The sequence below is a fragment of the Streptomyces sp. LN549 genome, assembly GCF_043203805.1.
GTDB lineage: Bacteria > Actinomycetota > Actinomycetes > Streptomycetales > Streptomycetaceae > Streptomyces.
Window position 1 is genome coordinate 6,016,880 of sequence record NZ_JAZHRI010000002.1, and the last position, 19,192, is coordinate 6,036,071.

Annotated in this window: 20 protein-coding genes; 14 read left to right on the plus strand and 6 right to left on the minus strand. The window is 68.8% G+C overall.

All coding sequences use genetic code 11. The annotated features are described in order from the left end of the window. The first annotated feature begins 79 nt into the window (after positions 1 to 79). The 12 genes from glyA (at position 80) to SH922_RS27520 (ending at position 11,446) form a co-directional block, all read left to right on the plus strand. Entirely contained in the window at positions 80 to 1,339 is a 1,260-nt protein-coding gene (glyA, locus tag SH922_RS27465) for a serine hydroxymethyltransferase (protein WP_393060496.1), read from the plus strand. Positions 1,340 to 1,454: 115 nt separating this feature from the next. Then, positions 1,455 to 2,843, plus strand: a complete 1,389-nt coding sequence (locus tag SH922_RS27470; protein ID WP_393060497.1) for an MraY family glycosyltransferase — start codon at positions 1,455 to 1,457, stop codon at positions 2,841 to 2,843. 260 nt (positions 2,844 to 3,103) lie between these two features. Continuing rightward, complete coding sequence (locus tag SH922_RS27475; RefSeq protein WP_327708806.1) at positions 3,104 to 3,541, plus strand: hypothetical protein; 438 nt, start codon at positions 3,104 to 3,106, stop codon at positions 3,539 to 3,541. Between the two features lie 226 nt (positions 3,542 to 3,767). After that, complete coding sequence (gene atpB / locus SH922_RS27480) at positions 3,768 to 4,589, plus strand: F0F1 ATP synthase subunit A (RefSeq protein ID WP_393060498.1); 822 nt, start codon at positions 3,768 to 3,770, stop codon at positions 4,587 to 4,589. A 67-nt stretch (positions 4,590 to 4,656) separates the two neighbouring features. Next, positions 4,657 to 4,905: an ATP synthase F0 subunit C gene (gene atpE / locus SH922_RS27485; protein ID WP_018102636.1), complete on the plus strand. Its 249-nt coding sequence runs from the start codon at positions 4,657 to 4,659 to the stop codon at positions 4,903 to 4,905. 37 nt (positions 4,906 to 4,942) lie between these two features. Continuing rightward, positions 4,943 to 5,488 carry a F0F1 ATP synthase subunit B gene (locus SH922_RS27490; RefSeq protein ID WP_362545016.1) on the plus strand — a complete coding sequence of 182 codons (546 nt, stop codon included), beginning with the start codon at positions 4,943 to 4,945 and terminating at the stop codon, positions 5,486 to 5,488. Next, entirely contained in the window at positions 5,485 to 6,300 is an 816-nt protein-coding gene (locus SH922_RS27495) for a F0F1 ATP synthase subunit delta (protein ID WP_393060499.1), read from the plus strand. The genes SH922_RS27490 and SH922_RS27495 overlap by 4 nt, the downstream gene beginning before the upstream one ends. A 140-nt stretch (positions 6,301 to 6,440) precedes the next feature. Continuing rightward, positions 6,441 to 8,012, plus strand: a complete 1,572-nt coding sequence (gene atpA, locus SH922_RS27500; RefSeq protein ID WP_389055102.1) for a F0F1 ATP synthase subunit alpha — start codon at positions 6,441 to 6,443, stop codon at positions 8,010 to 8,012. A 3-nt stretch (positions 8,013 to 8,015) separates the two neighbouring features. After that, positions 8,016 to 8,933: a F0F1 ATP synthase subunit gamma gene (locus SH922_RS27505; RefSeq protein WP_393060500.1), complete on the plus strand. Its 918-nt coding sequence runs from the start codon at positions 8,016 to 8,018 to the stop codon at positions 8,931 to 8,933. Then, positions 8,933 to 10,375 carry a F0F1 ATP synthase subunit beta gene (atpD, locus tag SH922_RS27510; protein ID WP_136328753.1) on the plus strand — a complete coding sequence of 481 codons (1,443 nt, stop codon included), beginning with the start codon at positions 8,933 to 8,935 and terminating at the stop codon, positions 10,373 to 10,375. The genes SH922_RS27505 and atpD overlap by 1 nt, the downstream gene beginning before the upstream one ends. 109 nt (positions 10,376 to 10,484) lie before the next feature. Beyond that, a complete protein-coding gene (locus SH922_RS27515) occupies positions 10,485 to 10,859 on the plus strand; it encodes a F0F1 ATP synthase subunit epsilon (protein WP_359133483.1) in 375 nt (124 codons plus the stop codon). 140 nt (positions 10,860 to 10,999) lie between these two features. Then, positions 11,000 to 11,446 carry a DUF2550 domain-containing protein gene (locus SH922_RS27520; RefSeq protein ID WP_393063707.1) on the plus strand — a complete coding sequence of 149 codons (447 nt, stop codon included), beginning with the start codon at positions 11,000 to 11,002 and terminating at the stop codon, positions 11,444 to 11,446. Between the two features lie 181 nt (positions 11,447 to 11,627). Here the strand turns inward: SH922_RS27520 and SH922_RS27525 are convergent, their stop codons facing one another. The 3 genes from SH922_RS27525 to SH922_RS27535 all read right to left on the minus strand — a co-directional run bounded on the left by SH922_RS27525 (position 11,628) and on the right by SH922_RS27535 (position 15,540). After that, positions 11,628 to 13,499 carry a glycosyl hydrolase family 18 protein gene (locus tag SH922_RS27525; RefSeq protein WP_393060501.1) on the minus strand — a complete coding sequence of 624 codons (1,872 nt, stop codon included), beginning with the start codon at positions 13,497 to 13,499 and terminating at the stop codon, positions 11,628 to 11,630. A 179-nt stretch (positions 13,500 to 13,678) separates the two neighbouring features. Further along, positions 13,679 to 14,329 carry a response regulator gene (locus SH922_RS27530; protein ID WP_393060502.1) on the minus strand — a complete coding sequence of 217 codons (651 nt, stop codon included), beginning with the start codon at positions 14,327 to 14,329 and terminating at the stop codon, positions 13,679 to 13,681. Then, positions 14,326 to 15,540, minus strand: a complete 1,215-nt coding sequence (locus tag SH922_RS27535) for a sensor histidine kinase (RefSeq protein WP_393060503.1) — start codon at positions 15,538 to 15,540, stop codon at positions 14,326 to 14,328. Before SH922_RS27535 ends, SH922_RS27530 begins: the two co-directional genes overlap by 4 nt. A gap of 151 nt (positions 15,541 to 15,691) precedes the next feature. Between SH922_RS27535 and SH922_RS27540 the strand changes: the two genes are divergently transcribed. Beyond that, positions 15,692 to 16,264 (plus strand): hypothetical protein, encoded by a 573-nt coding sequence (locus tag SH922_RS27540; RefSeq protein WP_393060504.1) that lies wholly within the window; start codon positions 15,692 to 15,694, stop codon positions 16,262 to 16,264. 30 nt (positions 16,265 to 16,294) lie between these two features. Here the strand turns inward: SH922_RS27540 and SH922_RS27545 are convergent, their stop codons facing one another. The 3 genes from SH922_RS27545 to SH922_RS27555 are packed head-to-tail and all read right to left on the minus strand — an operon-like array spanning position 16,295 to position 18,425. Continuing rightward, complete coding sequence (locus SH922_RS27545; protein WP_393060505.1) at positions 16,295 to 16,867, minus strand: cob(I)yrinic acid a,c-diamide adenosyltransferase; 573 nt, start codon at positions 16,865 to 16,867, stop codon at positions 16,295 to 16,297. A 13-nt stretch (positions 16,868 to 16,880) separates the two neighbouring features. After that, positions 16,881 to 17,630: an ABC transporter permease gene (locus SH922_RS27550; RefSeq protein WP_393060506.1), complete on the minus strand. Its 750-nt coding sequence runs from the start codon at positions 17,628 to 17,630 to the stop codon at positions 16,881 to 16,883. A gap of 12 nt (positions 17,631 to 17,642) precedes the next feature. Further along, complete coding sequence (locus SH922_RS27555) at positions 17,643 to 18,425, minus strand: ABC transporter ATP-binding protein (RefSeq protein WP_393060507.1); 783 nt, start codon at positions 18,423 to 18,425, stop codon at positions 17,643 to 17,645. 81 nt (positions 18,426 to 18,506) lie between these two features. On the opposite strand from SH922_RS27555, the gene SH922_RS27560 reads away from it, so the two are divergent. After that, positions 18,507 to 19,148, plus strand: coding sequence for a TetR/AcrR family transcriptional regulator (locus SH922_RS27560; protein ID WP_393060508.1), 642 nt, complete (start codon positions 18,507 to 18,509; stop codon positions 19,146 to 19,148). Positions 19,149 to 19,192: the final 44 nt, after the last annotated feature.

Below are 19,192 nucleotides of genomic sequence, written 5' to 3' on the forward strand. Positions count from 1 at the left end.
GCCCACGACAGCGCGCAGCAGACCCACCACGGGCCTACATTGGAGCTGACGCCACCCCTCCCCAGGCCCGGAGCCCCCGATGCCGGTCACCACTGCTGCCGCACCCTCCGCCGTCGCCGCCCTGCCGCAGGACTTCGGCGCCCTGCTCCGGGAGGATCCGGAGATCGCCGATGTGCTGGTGGGTGAGCTGCGCCGGCAGTCGGACACCCTGCAGCTGACCGCGGCGGAGAACTTCACCTCGCCCGCGGTCCTGGCCGCCCTCGGCTCCCCGCTCGCCAACAAGTACGCCGAGGGGTATCCCGGCGCCCGACACCACGGCGGCTGCGAGTACGCGGACGCGGCCGAGCGCATCGCGATCCGCCGCGCCACCTCGCTCTTCGGCGCCGAGCACGCCAATGTGCAGCCCCACTCCGGATCCTCGGCCGTCCTCGCCGCGTACGCGGCGCTGCTGCGGCCCGGCGACACGGTGCTCGCCATGGGACTCCCGTACGGCGGGCACCTCACGCACGGCTCTCCCGCCAACTTCTCCGGCCGCTGGTTCGAGTTCATCGGCTACGGGGTGGACTCCGAGAGCGGGCTGATCGACTACGACCAGGTCCGCACCCTGGCTCGCACGCACCGGCCCAAGGCGATCGTCAGCGGCTCGATCTCCTACCCCCGCCATCCCGACCACGAGCTGTTCCGGGAGATCTGCGACGAGGTGGGCGCGTACCTCATCGCCGACTCCGCGCACCCGATGGGCCTGATCGCCGGGGGAGCGGCGCCGAGCCCCGTGCCGTACGCGGACGTGGTCTGCGCGACCACGCACAAGGTGCTGCGCGGGCCGCGCGGCGGGATGATCCTGTGCGGCGCGGAGCTGGCGGAGCGGATCGACCGGGCCGTGTTCCCCTTCACACAGGGCGGCGCCCAGATGCACACGGTGGCGGCGAAGGCCGTCGCGTTCGGCGAGGCGGCCGCGCCGGCCTTCGCCGCGTACGCCCACCACGTGGTGGCCCACGCCCGGGTGCTGGCCGCCGGCCTGGAGGCCGAGGGCTTCGACGTCACCACCGGCGGCACGGACACCCACCTGATCGTCGCCGACCCGGCCCCCCTCGGCGTCGACGGGCCCACCGCGCGTGCCCGGCTGGCCGCCGCCGGGCTGGTGCTGGACACCTGCGCGCTTCCGTACGGGGACGCCCGGGGCATCAGGCTCGGTACCGCGGCCGTCACCACCCAGGGCATGGACGGGTCCGACATGGCCCGCCTCGCGGTGCTGTTCGGGTCCGCGGTGCGCGGGGAGGGTGATGTTCTCGCGGAGGTGCGGGAGATGGCGGCGCAGCACCCGCCGTATCCCGGGTGAAATAGGCTGTATGTCAGTAATGGTCGCCGCCTGTGCAACCATCGCGAGGACGACTGTGTCCTCAACCATGAGGCCGACGTAGTTAAAGTGTGGGCTGAGATGGCCGGCGACATTTATGGGGCAGCCCGTGCGTGATTACTTGCTGACGCTCTGTGTCACGGCCGCGGTGACGTATCTGCTCACCGGCCCGGTGCGTAAGTTCGCCATCGCGGTCGGGGCGATGCCCGCGATCCGTGCACGTGACGTCCACCGCGAACCGACACCGAGGCTCGGTGGCATCGCCATGTTCGGCGGGCTGTGCGCCGGGCTGATCGTCGCCGACCACCTGTCCAACCTCGACGGCGTCTTCGAGCTCTCCAACGAACCGCGGGCGCTGCTCTCCGGGGCGGCCCTGATCTGGCTGATCGGCGTCCTGGACGACAAGTTCGAGATCGACGCCCTGATCAAACTGGGCGGACAGATGATCGCCGCGGCGGTCATGGTCCTCCAGGGCCTCACGATCCTGTGGCTGCCGATTCCCGGCGTCGGCACGGTCCCGCTCACCCAGTGGCAGGGCACGCTGCTGACCGTCGCGCTCGTCGTCATCACCATCAACGCGGTCAACTTCGTCGACGGCCTGGACGGCCTGGCGGCCGGCATGGTGTGCATCGCCTCGGCCGCACTCTTCCTCTACACCTACCGGCTCTGGTACGGGTACGGGATCGAGGCGGCCGCCCCCGCGACGCTCTTCACGGCGATCCTGATGGGCATGTGCCTCGGCTTCCTGCCGCACAACATGCATCCCGCGCGGATCTTCATGGGGGACTCCGGGTCGATGCTGATCGGCCTGGTCCTCGCCGCCGGCGCGATCTCCGTCACGGGACAGGTCGACCCGGACGCGATGAAGCTCTTCGCGGGAAGCGAACGGCAGGCGACCCACGCGATGCTGCCGGTCTTCATTCCGCTGCTCCTGCCGCTGACGATCATCGCGATCCCGGCGGCGGACCTGGTGCTGGCGATCGTGCGGCGTACGTGGAACGGCCAGTCGCCGTTCGCCGCGGACCGCGGCCATCTGCACCACCGGCTGCTGGAGATCGGCCATTCGCACAGCCGCTCGGTGCTGATCATGTACTTCTGGTCGGCCCTGATCGCCTTCGGCGCGGTCGGCTACTCGGTGCACTCGACGTCGATGTGGATCGTGCTCCTGATCGTGGGGCTGAGCGCGCTCGGCCTGATCCTGCTGCTGATGCCCCGGTTCACGCCGCGCGCCCCGCGCTGGGCGGAACGCGTCGTACCGCCGCGCTATCGCCGCCGGCGCCGCCACGAGGCGGAGTCCGGGACGGATCCGTCGCAGGGGCTGGAGAGCCAACAGGGGTCCGTCAGTGACCAGATGGGGCAGGATGGGCACGAGCCCGCGCCGCAGGCCCCGATCGCCGCCGGGGTGTCCGGCGTCAACGGAGCGACTGCGATCGGCCCCCGTTCGCGATTCGCGGACCGGCGCAAGGCCGATTCAACGCGCCGATGATTTGGGTCATCAAGGCGCAATACCAGACAAGTCGTTGAGTTGCCTTGCTCACACGCGTTGATTAGTCCTCACGTGTGACAGCAAGCACACTTTCTAGGTAAAGACCTCATCAAATAGTTTGTGATACCGTTCACGAACCCGGTGACAGGGCCGAAGGACCTGAGTAGCACGGTCCCTTGGCCCCGAGGCATCGACTCGGACCGGGCCTACGCTCGTCCATGACGACACACTGCCAACCCCCAGCAAGCGGAGCTGCCGCCATGCCGTCCAACGACGTCCGGACTCTCCTCCAGACCGCCGTACCCACCGCTGTCGCCGGCGCAGTCGCCGCCGCGATCAGTGCTGGCGTCGCCGGTGGCAAGGGAGCCCTGGGCGCGATCGTTGCGACGATCGTGGTCATCCTCTTCATGGGGATCGGGCTGGTGGTCCTGCAGCGGACCGCCCGGTCCATGCCCCACCTCTTCCAGGCGATGGGTCTCGCGCTGTACACGGCGCAACTCCTGCTGCTGTTCATCTTCGTCGCCGTATTCAAGAACACCTCGCTGTTCAACCCGAAGGCCTTCGCGATCACTCTGGTCGTGACGACACTCGTGTGGATCGGCGCACAGGCGCGTGCGCACATGAAGGCCAAGATCCTTTACGTGGAACCCGAGTCCGACAAGGACGAAAAGCCCAAAAAGCCGGGGTCCGCAGCGTGAAGGGTAGGGGCGGAATAAGTGCAGGTTCGCGACCCTGCTATCGTCCGGTTCCAACTGCGGCACTGCGGGCGCGGGCATGTGAGCTGACGCCTGCTCGATCGCGAGGCTCAAATGCCTGACTGCCGCTCACACATCCGAAACACCAGTCCAGTGCCGAACCGCGGCTGCGCGCCGCGCCGACACAACGAGGTTGCCGTACCTATGCGCCACGCTGAAGGAGCCCGCGGTGAGTGCTGACCCGACACAGGTGCTCGCCTTCGAGACCGATTGCCACATCTTCGACGGTTGTGGTTTCCCGGCACCCGGCCTGCACTCGTTCCTGTTCGAGCCCCTCTGGGGCGACGCGGACAGCAACTTGTACTTCAACAAGACGATGCTGCTGGCCCTGCTCGGCTCGGTCATCATCGTTGGCTTCTTCTGGGCCGCCTTCCGTAAGCCGAAGTTGGTGCCCGGCAAGCTTCAGATGGTGGCCGAGGCCGGATACGACTTCGTCCGCCGCGGCATCGTCTACGAGACGATCGGCAAGAAGGACGGCGAGAAGTACGTCCCGCTGATGGTCTCCCTGTTCTTCGTCATCTGGATGATGAACCTCTGGTCCATCATTCCGGTTGCCCAGTTCCCCGTGACGGCGATCATTTCGTATCCGGCGGCTCTCGCCGGGATCGTCTACATCCTGTGGGTCGTCCTGACCTTCAAGAAGCACGGTTTCGTCGGAGCGTTCAAGAACTTCACGGGCTACGACAAGAGCCTCGGCGGGGTCCTGCCGCTCTCGATGACCATCGAGTTCTTCTCGAACCTGCTGGTCCGGCCGTTCACGCACGCGGTCCGACTGTTCGCGAACATGTTCGCGGGCCACACGCTCCTGCTGCTCTTCACGATCGCCAGCTGGTACCTGCTCAACGGCATCGGCTTCGCCTACGCAGGCGTGTCGTTCGTGATGGTCATCGTGATGACCGCCTTCGAGCTCTTCATCCAGGCTGTCCAGGCCTACGTGTTCGTGCTGCTGGCCTGCAGCTACATCCAGGGCGCTCTCGCCAAGGGCCACTGAGCACCCACCTCCTGAAGCACCCGGTGGCCAACCCCCACCGGACATTGAAAGAGAAGGAAGAACCGGCATGTCCGCTCTCCAGACCCTCGCCGCCGGCGTCGAAATCAAGGGCAACCTCGGCTCGATCGGTTACGGCCTCGCCGCGATCGGCCCCGGCGTCGGCATCGGCATCATCTTCGGTAACGGCACCCAGGCGCTCGCCCGTCAGCCCGAGGCTGCCGGTCTCATCCGCGCCAACCAGATTCTCGGCTTCGCCTTCTGTGAGGCGCTCGCCCTGATCGGTCTGGTCATGCCGTTCGTCTACCCGACCTCCTGACCGGTCGCGAACAGCCCATTCGACGGAAGGCACTGACGTGAACCCCCTGGTTCAGCTCGCGGCGGAGGATCCGGAAAACCCGCTCATTCCGCCGATCCCTGAGCTCGTCATTGGCCTCATCGCTTTCGTCATCGTCTTCGGCTTCCTCGCCAAGAAGCTCCTCCCGAACATCAACAAGGTTCTGGAAGAGCGCCGCGAGGCCATCGAAGGCGGTATCGAGAAGGCCGATGCGGCCCAGACCGAGGCCCAGAGCGTTCTTGAGCAGTACAAGGCTCAGCTCGCCGAGGCCCGCCACGAAGCCGCTCGTCTGCGCCAGGAGGCGCAGGAGCAGGGCGCCGTGATCCTGCAGGAAATGAGGGCGGAAGGCCAGCGGCAGCGCGAGGAGATCGTCGCTGCCGGCCACGCCCAGATCGAGGCCGACCGCAAGGCCGCTGCTTCGGCGCTGCGCCAGGACGTGGGCAAGCTCGCCACCGACCTGGCCGGCAAGCTCGTCGGCGAGTCCCTCGAGGACCACGCCCGGCAGAGCGGCACCGTCGACCGGTTCCTCGACGAGCTCGAGGCGAAGGCCGAGGCAGTCCGATGAACAGCGCGAGCCGCGAGGCACTGGCTGCCGCACGCGAGCGTCTCGACGCGCTGACCGACAACACGTCGGTCGACGCGGCGAAGCTCGCCGAGGACCTGGCCGGCGTCACGGCGCTGCTGCACCGCGAGGTGTCGCTGCGCCGGGTCCTGACCGACCCGGCGCAGGCCGGCGAGGCCAGGGCCGAGCTGGCCGGACGGCTGCTGAGCGGTCAGGTGGGCGGCGAAGCCCTCGACCTGGTCTCCGGCATGGTCCGCTCGCGCTGGTCGCAGTCGCGTGACCTGGTCGACTCAGTCGAGGAACTGGCGAACACCGCCGACCTCACCGCCGCCCAGCGCAGCGGAGACCTCGACGACGTCGAGGACGAGCTGTTCCGGTTCGGCCGGATCGTGGCCTCGGACCCCGAGCTGCGCTCCGCGCTGACCAGCCGGACCGCGACCCCCGCCGCCAAGGGCGAGCTGCTGCGCAGCCTGCTCGGCGGAAAGGCGCGGCCCACCACCGAGCGCATCGTCGTGCGGCTTGTCACCCAGCCCCGGGGACGTAGCCTGGAAGCGGGACTCGAGTCCCTCTCCAAGCTCGCTGCGGACCGCCGGGACCGCGTGGTAGCGGTCGTCACCTCGGCCGTGCCGCTCAGTGACCGGCAGAAGCAGCGTCTCGGCGCCGCCCTGGCGAAGATCTACGGCCGGCAGATGCACCTGAGCCTCGACGTGGACCCCGAGGTCCTCGGCGGGATCGTGGTGCGGGTCGGCGACGAGGTCATCAACGGCACCATCGCGGAGCGCCTCGACGAGGCGACCCGTCGCATGGCCGGCTGACCTGGCGCGGCGTAACAAACAGAACAGAGCAAGACCAGCGGCCCGGTTGGGCCGTGCAGAAATTGCAGAAGATTCCTGGGGGTCGGCCCCCAGACCCCCTTAAGAAACTTCGGGCCCAACAAGGAGAGCAGGGAACCCAGATGGCGGAGCTCACGATCCGGCCGGAGGAGATCCGGGACGCACTGGAGAACTTTGTCCAGTCGTACCAGCCGGACGCGGCCTCGCGCGAGGAGGTCGGAACGGTCAGCGTTGCCGGCGACGGCATCGCAAAGGTGGAGGGCCTGCCCTCCGCCATGGCGAACGAACTGCTGAAGTTCGAGGACGGAACCCTCGGTCTCGCCCTCAACCTCGAAGAGCGCGAGATCGGTGCGATCGTCCTCGGCGAGTTCAGCGGAATCGAGGAGGGCCAGCCGGTGCAGCGCACCGGTGAGGTGCTCTCCGTCGGCGTCGGCGAGGGTTACCTCGGCCGCGTCGTCGACCCGCTCGGCAACCCGATCGACGGCCTCGGCGAGATCGCGACCGAAGGCCGTCGCGCCCTCGAGCTGCAGGCCCCTGGCGTCATGGTCCGTAAGTCGGTGCACGAGCCGATGCAGACCGGCTACAAGGCCGTCGACGCCATGGTGCCGATCGGCCGCGGCCAGCGTCAGCTGATCATCGGCGACCGTCAGACGGGTAAGACCGCGCTGGCCGTCGACACGATCATCAACCAGCGCGACAACTGGCGCTCGGGCGACGTGAACAAGCAGGTGCGCTGCATCTACGTCGCCATCGGTCAGAAGGGCTCCACCATCGCCTCCGTGCGAGGTGCCCTGGAAGAGGCCGGCGCGCTCGAGTACACGACCATCGTCGCCGCCCCGGCGTCCGACCCGGCCGGCTTCAAGTACCTGGCGCCGTACACCGGCTCGGCCATCGGCCAGCACTGGATGTACGACGGCAAGCACGTTCTGATCATCTTCGACGACCTCTCGAAGCAGGCCGACGCCTACCGCGCCGTGTCGCTTCTGCTGCGCCGTCCGCCGGGCCGTGAGGCCTACCCGGGCGACGTCTTCTACCTGCACTCGCGTCTGCTGGAGCGCTGCGCCAAGCTCTCCGACGACATGGGCGCCGGTTCGATGACGGGCCTCCCGATCGTCGAGACCAAGGCGAACGACGTGTCGGCGTTCATTCCGACCAACGTCATCTCCATCACCGACGGCCAGTGCTTCCTGGAGTCCGACCTGTTCAACGCGGGTCAGCGTCCGGCGCTCAACGTCGGTATCTCGGTCTCCCGAGTCGGTGGCTCCGCCCAGCACAAGGCCATGAAGCAGGTCTCCGGCCGACTGCGCGTGGACCTCGCCCAGTTCCGTGAGCTGGAGGCGTTCGCCGCCTTCGGTTCCGACCTGGACGCGGCCTCCAAGGCGTCGCTGGAGCGCGGTAAGCGCATGGTCGAGCTGCTGAAGCAGCCGCAGTACGCCCCGTTCCCGATGGAGGAGCAGGTCGTCTCCGTCTGGGCCGGCACCACGGGCAAGATGGACGACGTCCCGGTCGAGGACATCCGCCGCTTCGAGGGCGAGCTGCTGGAGTACCTGCGCCGTGAGCGCAAGGACCTCCTGACCAGCATCGCCGAGGGCGGCAAGATGTCCGACGACACGCTGCAGTCGATCGCCGACGCGATCGCCGCCTTCAAGCAGCAGTTCGAGACCTCGGACGGCAAGCTCCTGGGCGAGGGCTGATCGATGGGCGCTCAGCTTCGCGTTTACAAGCGCCGCATCCAAGCCGTCACCGCGACCAAGAAGATCACCAAGGCGATGGAGATGATCGCCGCCTCGCGCATCGTCAAGGCGCAGCGCAAGGTGACGGCGTCGATGCCGTACGCGACCGAGCTCACCCGTGCGGTGACCGCGGTGGCGACCGGCTCCAACACCAAGCACCCGCTCACCACCGAGGCTGACGCCCCGGTGCGGGCCGCGGTCCTGCTCCTCACGAGCGACCGCGGTCTGGCCGGCGGCTACTCCTCCAACGCCATCAAGGCTGCGGAGCGGCTGCGGGAGCGGCTGGCGGCCGAGGGCAAGGAGGTCGACACGTACATCGTCGGCCGCAAGGGTGTCGCCTACTACGGCTTCCGCGAGCGCAAGGTCGTGGAGTCGTGGACCGGCTTCACCGACAGCCCGGAGTACGCGGACGCCAAGAAGATCGCCGCGCCCCTGATCGAGTCCATCCAGAAGGACACGGCCGAGGGTGGCGTCGACGAGCTGCACATCGTCTTCACCGAGTTCGTGTCGATGATGACGCAGAACGCGGTCGACGGCCGGATGCTGCCGCTCTCGATCGACCAGGTCGCGGAGGAGAACGGCACGAAGGACGAGATCCTTCCGCTGTTCGACTTCGAGCCGTCGGCGGAGGACGTCCTCGACGCCCTTCTGCCGCGCTACGTCGAGAGCCGCATCTACAACGCACTGCTGCAGGCTGCCGCTTCCGAGCACGCCGCCCGCCGCCGCGCGATGAAGTCGGCGACCGACAATGCCGGGGATCTGATCAAGAGCCTCTCCCGGCTTGCCAACGCGGCCCGCCAGGCCGAAATCACCCAGGAAATCAGCGAGATCGTCGGCGGTGCAGGTGCGCTGGCCGACGCGTCCGCGGGGAGTGACAAGTAATGACGACGACAGTTGAGACGGCCGCTGCCACGGGCCGCGTCGCCCGGGTCATCGGCCCGGTCGTCGACGTGGAGTTCCCCGTCGACGCGATGCCGGAGATCTACAACGCCCTGCACGTCGAGGTCGACGACCCGGCCGAGGCCGGCGCTCGTAAGACGCTGACCCTCGAAGTCGCCCAGCACCTGGGTGACGGCGTGGTCCGCGCGATCTCGATGCAGCCCACCGACGGCCTGGTCCGCCAGGCCCCGGTGACCGACACGGGTGCGGGTATCACCGTCCCGGTCGGTGACATCACCAAGGGCAAGGTGTTCAACACCCTCGGTCAGATCCTGAACGAGCCGGAGGCCGAGGCGCAGATCACCGAGCGCTGGCCGATCCACCGCAAGGCCCCGGCCTTCGACCAGCTCGAGTCGAAGACCGAGATGTTCGAGACCGGCCTGAAGGTCGTCGACCTGCTGACCCCGTACGTCAAGGGCGGCAAGATCGGTCTGTTCGGTGGTGCGGGCGTCGGCAAGACGGTCCTCATCCAGGAAATGATCATGCGTGTGGCGAAGCTGCACGACGGTGTGTCGGTGTTCGCCGGCGTCGGTGAGCGCACCCGTGAGGGCAACGACCTCATCGACGAGATGACGGACTCGGGCGTTCTGGAGAAGACCGCACTGGTCTTCGGCCAGATGGACGAGCCGCCGGGCACGCGTCTTCGCGTGGCCCTGTCCGCCCTGACCATGGCGGAGTACTTCCGCGATGTGCAGAAGCAGGACGTGCTGCTCTTCATCGACAACATCTTCCGCTTCACGCAGGCCGGTTCCGAGGTCTCCACGCTGCTCGGCCGCATGCCGTCCGCAGTGGGTTACCAGCCGACCCTGGCCGACGAGATGGGTGTGCTCCAGGAGCGCATCACCTCGACGCGTGGTCACTCGATCACCTCGATGCAGGCGATCTACGTCCCCGCGGACGACCTGACCGACCCGGCCCCGGCCACCACGTTCGCCCACCTCGACGCGACGACGGTTCTCTCCCGTCCGATCTCCGAGAAGGGCATCTACCCGGCCGTGGACCCGCTGGACTCCACGTCCCGCATCCTGGACCCGCGCTACATCGCGCAGGACCACTACGACACGGCCAGCCGCGTCAAGGGGATCCTGCAGAAGTACAAGGACCTCCAGGACATCATCGCGATCCTCGGTATCGACGAGCTGGGCGAGGAGGACAAGCTCGTTGTCCACCGTGCCCGTCGCGTCGAGCGCTTCCTGTCGCAGAACACCCACGCCGCCAAGCAGTTCACCGGCCTGGACGGTTCGGACGTTCCGCTCGACGAGTCGATCGCCGCGTTCAACGCGATCTGCGACGGGGAGTACGACCACTTCCCCGAGCAGGCGTTCTTCATGTGCGGTGGCATCGAGGACCTGAAGGCCAACGCCAAGGAGCTCGGCGTCTCCTGAGCCTCCGGCTCACCGAGGGGGGTGGGTGTGTCCCGCCCCCCTCACCACGCCCCGTAGAATTGACCCAACACCCGGCATGACCGCCGGGTGGTGACCCGAGGAGCCACCCTTGGCTGCTGAGCTGCATGTCGAGCTGGTCGCCGCGGACCGCAGTGTCTGGTCCGGCGAGGCCACCCTCGTTGTCGCGCGTACCACGTCCGGCGACATCGGCGTCATGCCCGGTCACCAGCCGCTTCTGGGTGTGCTGGAATCGGGCCCGGTGACGATCCGTACGAGTGACGGCGGCACTGTCGTCGCCGCGGTGCACGGCGGTTTCATCTCCTTCGCCGACGACAAGCTGTCGCTGCTGGCGGAGATCGCCGAGCTGGCCGACGAGATCGATGTCGAGCGCGCGGAGCGTGCGTTCGAGCGTGCGAAGTCGGACACGGACAGCGCTGCCGAGCGCCGCGCCGATGTGCGACTGCGTGCGGTGGCGGTGCACTAGTCACCCCGCGAAACGGCTTTACCCTCAGCCGCGGCCCGAGCTGGAGACCCCTCCAGACCGTGTCGCGGCTGAGGCGATGCAGGTGCAGGTGAAGTTCGGGCGGTATCCGTTTACTCGATGACGCGAGGAGGTCGGTGGAGATGTTCCTCGCGCTGTGGGTGGGCGGGCTCGTCGTCGCACTGGTCCTGTTGGGGCTCTTCGTCTTCGGTCTGCGCCGGCGGCTGATTCAGCGCTCCGGTGGGACCTTCGACTGCAGCCTGCGGTGGAACGTGTCGGCGGAGCCCGATCTCTCGGGCAAGGGCTGGGTGTACGGAGTCGCCCGCTACCACGGCGACAAGGTCGACTGGTTCCGGGTCTTCAGCTACTCCCCGCGCCCGCGCCGGGTGCTGGAGCGCTCCTCGATCGAGGTCGTCACCCGCCGGCTGCCCGAGGGCGAGGAGGAGCTCGCACTGCTCTCCGACGCCGTCGTGCTCGGCTGTCTCCACCGGGAGACCCGCCTGGAGCTGGCGATGAGCGAGGACGCCCTCACCGGATTCCTCGCCTGGCTGGAGGCGGCACCGCCCGGCCAGCGAGTCAATGTGGCTTGACTAGGGGCCCTGTTGGTAGGGGCACATCCCGGACGAAGTCCGGGGCGAGTGAACGTGGCCCGAGGGCTGTCGGGTGGCCTCTGAGACCGCGCACCACGAACGACGAAAACCGGGGAGACAGGGGGCGGACCTGTCTCCCCGGTGCTTTTCGGGGGTTACGCGATGAGCCGTGCGGTGGGGATTACTTGAGACCGCTGTTCATCGCGCTCACGAGCTCACCGTTGCTGGTGTCCCCGCTGAACTCCCAGAAGAACGCGCCTCCCAGGCCCTGGTTCTTCGCCCAGGTCATCTTGGACGCGATGGTGGCCGGGGTGTCGTAGCTCCACCAGTTGGTGCCGCAGTGCGCGTATGCCGTGCCCGCGATGGTGCCGGTGGACGGGCAGCTGTTCTTGAGGACCTTGTAGTCCTCGATGCCGGCCTCGTACGTGCCCGGGGCCGCGCCGGTGGCGGTGCCGCCGGGTGCGTCCTGGGTGACGCCGGTCCAGCCGCGGCCGTAGAAGCCGATGCCGAGCAGCAGCTTCGAGGCGGGGACGCCCTGGGCCTTCAGCTTGGCGATGGCCTCGGTGGCGGTGAAGCCGGCCTTCGGGATGCCGCTGTACGAGGTGAGCGGGGAGTGCGGGGCGGTCGGGCCCTTCGCGTCCCACGCGCCGAAGAAGTCGTACGTCATCACGTTGTACCAGTTCAGCGACTGCGCGGCGCCCGCGTAGTCGGCGAGGTCGATCTTGCCACCCGCGGAACCGTCGGCCGTGATGGCGGCGGTCACCAGGTTGCTGCTGCCGAACTTCGTGCGCAGCGCGGAGGTGAGGGCCTTCAGCGAGGCCGGGCCGCTGGTGTCACACGTCAGACCGCAGGCGTTGGGGTACTCCCAGTCGATGTCGATGCCGTCGAAGACATCGGCCCAACGGGGGTCCTCGACCAGGTCGTAGCAGGACTGGGCGAACGCGGCCGGGTTCTGCGCGGCCTGGCCGAAGCCGCCGGACCAGGTCCAGCCGCCGAAGGACCAAAGGACCTTGATGTGCGGGTACTTCGCCTTGAGCTTGCGCAGCTGGTTGAAGCTGCCGCGCAGCGGCTGGTCCCAGGTGTCGGCGACGCCGTCGACCGACTGGTCGGCGGTGTACGCCTTGTCGTAGTCGGCGTAGGAGTCACCGATGGTGCACTTGCCGCCCTGGACGTTGCCGAAGGCGTAGTTGATGTGCGTGATCTTCGCGGCGGAACCGGAGGTGTCCAGGTTCTTGACGTGGTAGTTCCGGCCGTAGACGCCCCACTCGGCGAAGTAGCCGAGGTTGACCTTGGACCCGGTGCCGGGGTCGGTGCCCCCGCCGCCGGTGGTGTGCACCTTGACCGCGCCGCTGGCCGGGCCGGTCTGGTCGGCCGTGTCCCGGGCCCGCACGGTGTACGAGTAGTCGGTACCCGCGGTGAGGCCGGTGTTGGTGTACGTGGTGCCGGTGACCGTGGCGACGACGGCGCCGTCCCGCAGGACGTCGTAGTTCTTGATGCCGTTGTCGTCGGTGGCGGCGCTCCAGCTGAGCTTCGCCGAGGTGTCGGTGATGGCGCTCGCGGTGGGGGTGCCCGGCGCCGAGGGGGCGTTGTCGCCGGGGACGCTGCCGCCGTCACAGGAGGCGCCGTTCAGCTTGCAGCCGGTGGGGGACCCGGCGCCGGTGCCGTTGAAGCCGAAGGAGACGCTGGCGCCCGGTGCGACCGAGCCGTTCCAGCCGAGGTTCTTGGCGGTCCAGTGGTTGCCGGAGCTGGTGACGGTGGCGTCCCAGGCGGAACCGGCCGCGGTGCCGGAGGGGAAGTCCCACTCGATGGTCCAGGAGCTGAGGGCGGTGGTGCCGGTGTTCTTCACCGTCCACTGGCCCTCGAAGCCGCTGCCCCAGTCGGACTTCTTGAGGTACGTGGCGGTCGCCGAGGTCGCTGCTTCGGCCGGGGAGGCCATGCCGACCAACGCGGCGAGCGGAAGGAGCAGTGCGGTGAGGCCCGCGACGGCTCTGGATCTGGTGGCTTTTCCGGCCCCGAATCTGAATCGGGTCCGGCGGGGGGTCTCAGTGCTCAACGGTGCTCCTCGGGTGAGGTCCGGACAAACGGGGGTGGTCCGTGGACTGCAAACCCTGCGCCGCCCTGAGCCCGCCTTGTCATGGCGGGCTCACCGCAGTGTGCTCGGTGAGATTAGGAAGGTCTGGACCAATCGTCAAGAGGTCTGGACCAAAGTTCGGAGTCGGGCACGGATAAACCTCAGACGCCCAACTCCTGCGCCAGCACCGCAGCCTGGACCCGGCTGCGCAGCTCCAGCTTCCCCAGCAACCGGCTGACGTGCGTCTTCACCGTCGCCTCGGCCATCGACAGCCGCACCGCGATCTCCGCGTTCGACAGCCCCTCCCCGAGACAGCCGAGCACCTCGCGCTCGCGCCGGGTGAGCGCGTCCAGGACCGTCCTGTCGGGATCTTCCGACGGCCGCGCGGCTGTGGTCCCGGCGAACTCCGCGATGAGCCGGCGCGTCACCGACGGGGCGATCAGGCCCTCGCCGCGGGCCACCGTACGCACCGCGTCCAGCAGCCCGCGCGCCTCGGTGTCCTTGAGAAGAAAGCCCGACGCCCCGGCCCGCAGCGCACCGAACACGTACTCGTCCAGGTCGAACGTCGTCAGCACCAGCACGTCCGCCAGCCGCTCCCCGACCACCTGCTTCGTCGCGGAGACCCCGTCCAGCCGGGGCATCTGGATGTCCATCAGCACCAGATCCGGGCGCAGTTCGCGGGCCAGCCGGACGGCCTCCTCGCCGTCACCGGCCTCGCCGACGACCTCGATGTCCGGTGCGCTGCCCAGGATGAGCACCAGCCCCGCCCGTACGGCCGACTGGTCCTCGGCGACCAGAACCCGGATCGTCATGGCTTCACGCTTCCTTCCGCCACGGGCAGTTGTGCCCGAACCTGCCAGGTCTTCGTCCCGTTCCCGCTGGACACGGGGCCCGCCTCGAACTCCCCGCCGAGCAGCGCCACCCGCTCCCGCATCCCGATCAGACCGGCCCCCGAACCCGGGGCACGCGGCCCCGGCCGGTCCCCGAGGGCGCTGACCACCTCCACCGTCAGCCGCCCTCCCGTCTGCCCCAGCCGCACCGTGACCGGTCCCGGTGCGGCATGTTTGAGCGCGTTCGTGAGGGACTCCTGGACGATGCGGTACGCGGCCAGCTCGACCGGGGCCGGCAGCCGGCCGGGGTCGGTGCGGGCATCGTCCAGGGTGCAGGTCAGCCCGCTGGACGCTGCGTTCGTACGGTGTTGCTCGACGAGGGCGTCCAGCGAGCCGAGGCTGGGCGAGCTGCTCGGCTCCAGGTCCGCGGCCCCGGTGCGCAACAGCCCGATCAGACGGCGCATTTCGGCCAGACCGTCGACACTGTTCTCGCGGATGACCCCGAGGGCGTCGCGGGAGGTCGCCGGGTCGTCGATGGAGAGCGCGGCGGTGGAGTGGATGGCGATCGCGGAGAGGTGGTTGGCGACCATGTCGTGCAGTTCGCGTGCCATCCGGGCGCGTTCGGCGGTCACCGCCTGCGCGCGGTCCATCTCGGCCAGCAGGGCGGTCTGATCGGCGCGCAACCGGGCGGTCTCCGCGGCATCGCGGTGGTTGCGCACACTGACCCCGGTGAGCGCGGGCACGAAGGAGACCAGACCCGTGACGATGCCGACGAGCAGTGCCTCGGCGTCCCGGAACCAGGCCAGGAATCCGATCGTGACCCCGACCGTGATCAGGAACGTGGTCACCGGGATCCGGCGGGCGGCCGCCGGGGTCCCGTACAGCACGGCCGCGTACATGATGTCGGTGAACATCAGCACGGTCGCCAGATTCCCGCGCGTGAACTGGTCCGCGACCAGCGCCAGCGTGCCGATGACCAGCGCCGTCCGCGGCGCGCTGCGGCGCAGCAGCTCCACCCCCGACATCACGGTGAGCGGGATGAGTGCGAGCCAGGGCGCGTCGAAGAGGCGGCCGTTCTGCATGTGCAGACCGAGCAGCGACAGGACCGCTCCGCCGAGCAGCCCGATGACCGCGATGAGGACGTCGCTGCGGTGGGGGCGGGCCAGGTGGCGGTGGCGAGCCGGAGAGAACACGATCCCATCCAACACGTCCGGCCCGCGGCTCACGTCCGTACCGGGAGTGAGCCGCCACTACATCGAACGATGCAGTGGTCTCTCGTCACCGGGGGCGATGATCCGGGAGCGCGGCGCCGCGAGGCTGGCAGGGAGCGAAAGGAAACGGACCGTGATCGTCACACTGATCGTTCTCTGCGAGATCGCCTTCTGGGTGCTGCTGGCCGCGGGACTCGCGCTGCGCTATGCGGCGAAGAAGCCGCGCCTCGGCGCCGCCGTGCTGCTGTGCGAGCCGCTGCTGGAGGTCGTCCTGCTGGTGGTGACGGCCGTCGACCTGAAGAACGGCGCCGATCCGGACTGGAAGCACGGTCTGGCCGCGGTCTACATCGGCTTCACGCTGGGCCTGGGGCACTCCACCATCAAGTGGATCGACGCCAGGGTCGCCCACCTTTTCGCGGGCGGTCCGCCGCCGGTGAAACCGCCCAAGTACGGGATGGCGCGGGCCGCGCACGAGTGGCGGGTCGCCGGGCGGTGGACGGTGGCGGCGGTGACGGCCCTGGCGCTGCTCCAGGCGGCGGTCTGGTACGTGGGGGGAGACGGGGACACGGCGTCGCTGCGGTCGTGGCAGCAGACGATGCTCTTCGTGATCGGGCTCAACCTGGTGATCGCGGGGAGCTACACGCTGTTCCCGAAGCGGGATCCGCGGGGCGACACGAAACGCGTGCCGGGCCCGCCCGCGGGGTGAGGTCCCCGCGGGCGGCGGTCGCGTCCTCGGTCAGCGTTCGCCGCCCGGTACCCACAGCACGTCGCCGACCTCCTTGTTCGCCACCCGGGCGAGGATGAAGAGCAGGTCCGAGAGCCGGTTGAGGTACGTCGCCGTCAACGCGTTCATCGCCTCGCCGTGCACCTCCAGCGCGGCCCAGGTGGACCGCTCGGCGCGCCGGACCACCGTGCACGCCTGGTGCAGCAGTGCGGCGCCCGGGGTGCCGCCGGGCAGGATGAAGCTGCGGAGCTTCTCCGTCTGCTCCAGGTAGTGGTCGCAGTCCGCCTCCAGTTTGTCGACGTAGGACTGCTCGACGCGCAGCGGTGGGTACTTCGGTGCCTCGACGACCGGCGTCGAAAGGTCCGCGCCCACGTCGAACAGGTCGTTCTGCACGCGGACGAGGACCTTCACGACGTCCTCGCTCAGCCGGCCGAGGGCGATCGCCGTGCCGATGACCGCGTTGGCCTCGTTGGCGTCGGCGTACGCGGAGATCCGCAGATCGGTCTTGGCGGTCCGGCTCATGTCGCCGAGGGCGGTGGTGCCCGTGTCGCCGGTGCGGGTGTAGATACGTGTCAGGTTGACCATGCGGTCAGCCTAGTTATGCGCCTGCCCTGCGGAAGACGCGTGTGCCCACTGTCACGGCGAGTGCCGCGAATCCGAGGGCGACCAGCACGCCGTACAGCATGTGCGCGCTGGCGTACGAGCCCACGTACGCGTCCCGCACCGCGTCCACGAGGTAGCGGAACGGCGTGAGGTGCGACAGCACGTCCAGCCACCCCGGACCCAGGGTCATCGGCAGCATCAGACCGGAGAGCAGCATGGCCGGCATGGTGACCGAGTTGACCAGCGGGCCGAACCCCTGTGGCGTACTGACCTTCATCGCCAGGGCGTACGACAGCGAGGCCAGCGAGACCGTCAACAGGCCGACGAAGACGAAGCCGATCAGCACCCCGGGCAGCGGGGCGCGCAACCCCATGAGCAGGGCGGCCAGGACCAGCAGCACCGCCTGGAACATGAACAGCAGCGTGTCCCGCAGCACCCGCCCCAGCAGCATGGCCAGCCGGCTGACCGGGGTCACCCGCATCCGTTCCACGACGCCGGTCGACTTGTCGATGATGAGGGCGAACCCGGCGAACGAGGCGCCGAACAGGCCGAGCTGGAGCAGTAGTCCGGGTACCAGGATCTGCCAGGAATCACCGGACGGTCCGAGCGGGAGACCGGTGAGCAGCGGGCCGAAGAAGAGCAGGTACAGCAACGGCATCAGGACGCCGAAGAGGATCTGGAACTTTGAGCGCAGGGTCTGCCGGACGTACCGCCCGAAGATGAGTGCGGTGTCGTGGAGAAGCATGGGACTCGATTCCTAGACGGCGACGGGTGCGGCATCGGTGGAGGCGGGGGCACGGCCCGTGATCGCCAGGAAGGCGTCCTGGAGCGAGGCGACGGGTGAGCCCGCGTAGCGGGTCTTCAGCGCGGCAGGTGTTCCCTCGGCCACGACCAGGCCGCCGTCGACGACGACGAGCCGGTCCGCGAGCGCGTCGGCCTCGTCGAGGTAGTGGGTGGTGAGCACGACGGTCGTGCCGTACGTGTCGCGCATCCGGCGCACCAGGTCCCACAGATCGGCGCGGCTGCCCGGGTCGAGCCCCGTGGTCGGCTCGTCGAGGAAGAGGACGGCCGGGCGGTGGGTGAGACCCATCGCGATGTCGAGCCGCCGCCGCTGGCCTCCGGAGAGCGTGACCGTCCTGCGGTCGAGCAGCTCGGTCAGGCCCAGCTCGGCGGCGAGTTCCGAGGCCCGGGCCACGGCCTCGGCCTTGCCGAGCCGGTACAGCCGGCCCTGGGTGACCAGCTCCTCCCGGACGCTGATGTGGGGGTCGACTCCGCCCGACTGGGCCACGTACCCGCAGTTCTTCCGGACGCCCGCCGGGTCGGCGAGCAGATCGCAGCCGGCGACGGTGGCCGCGCCGCCGGTGGGGGCCAGCAGCGTGGTGAGCATGCGCAGAGTGGTGGTCTTGCCCGCTCCGTTGGGGCCGAGGAGTCCGACGATCTCGCCGGTCGCAACGGTCATGTCGATGGAACGGACGGCCTCCACGGGGCCGGTCCTCGATGCGAAGGTCCGGGCGAGCCCGGCCGTGCTGATGATTGGCATAGCGACCACAAAAACAGAGTCACTGAAAAATTGCAATGACACCAAATATTCAGGAACCCCAGAGCGTCCTACGATGGGGTCATGGCTGAGGGACTCAGGGAGCGCAAGAAGCGCCAGACCAGGCAGTACCTCTCGGACGTGGCCACCGGTCTCTTCCTGGAACGGGGATTCGACGCGGTCACGATCGCCGAGATCGCCCGCGCCGCCGACGTCTCGGCGAACACGGTCTACAACTACTTCCCGACCAAGGAGGACCTCTTCCTCGACCGCAGCCGAGGCGTCGTCGACCGCCTCTCGCGGTACGTCCGGGGCCGGGACGAGGGGGAGTCCGCGGCCGACGCCGTCCTGCGCGAACTGCGCGTCCAGGTCGAGGGCGTGTCACCCACCGTCGGTCTGATGGAGGGCTACGAGCGGTTCATGCGGGTCATCGAGGGCGCCGACAGCCTCAAGGCCCGCCTCTGGCACATCCAGCAGGAGGCCCTCCAGCATCTGGAAGGGACGCTTCAGGAGGAGTGCGGGGACGGGTCCGGGGACCGGACCGCGAGCCTGGTGGCCGGTCAGCTCGCCTGGGTGCACGGGACGCTCATGGCGTACATCGGCGCCGAGATGGTGGCGGGCCGCAAGGCCGCCGAGGTGTCCCGCGATGCCCTCGTCCTCCTCGACGACGTCGAGGACCTGCTCGGGGAAACGGTGCTCAACTACGCCCGGCGCGCCGCCGAATGACGCATCCCGGTGTGATGTCCGTCATTTGAGACGTGACGCGCATC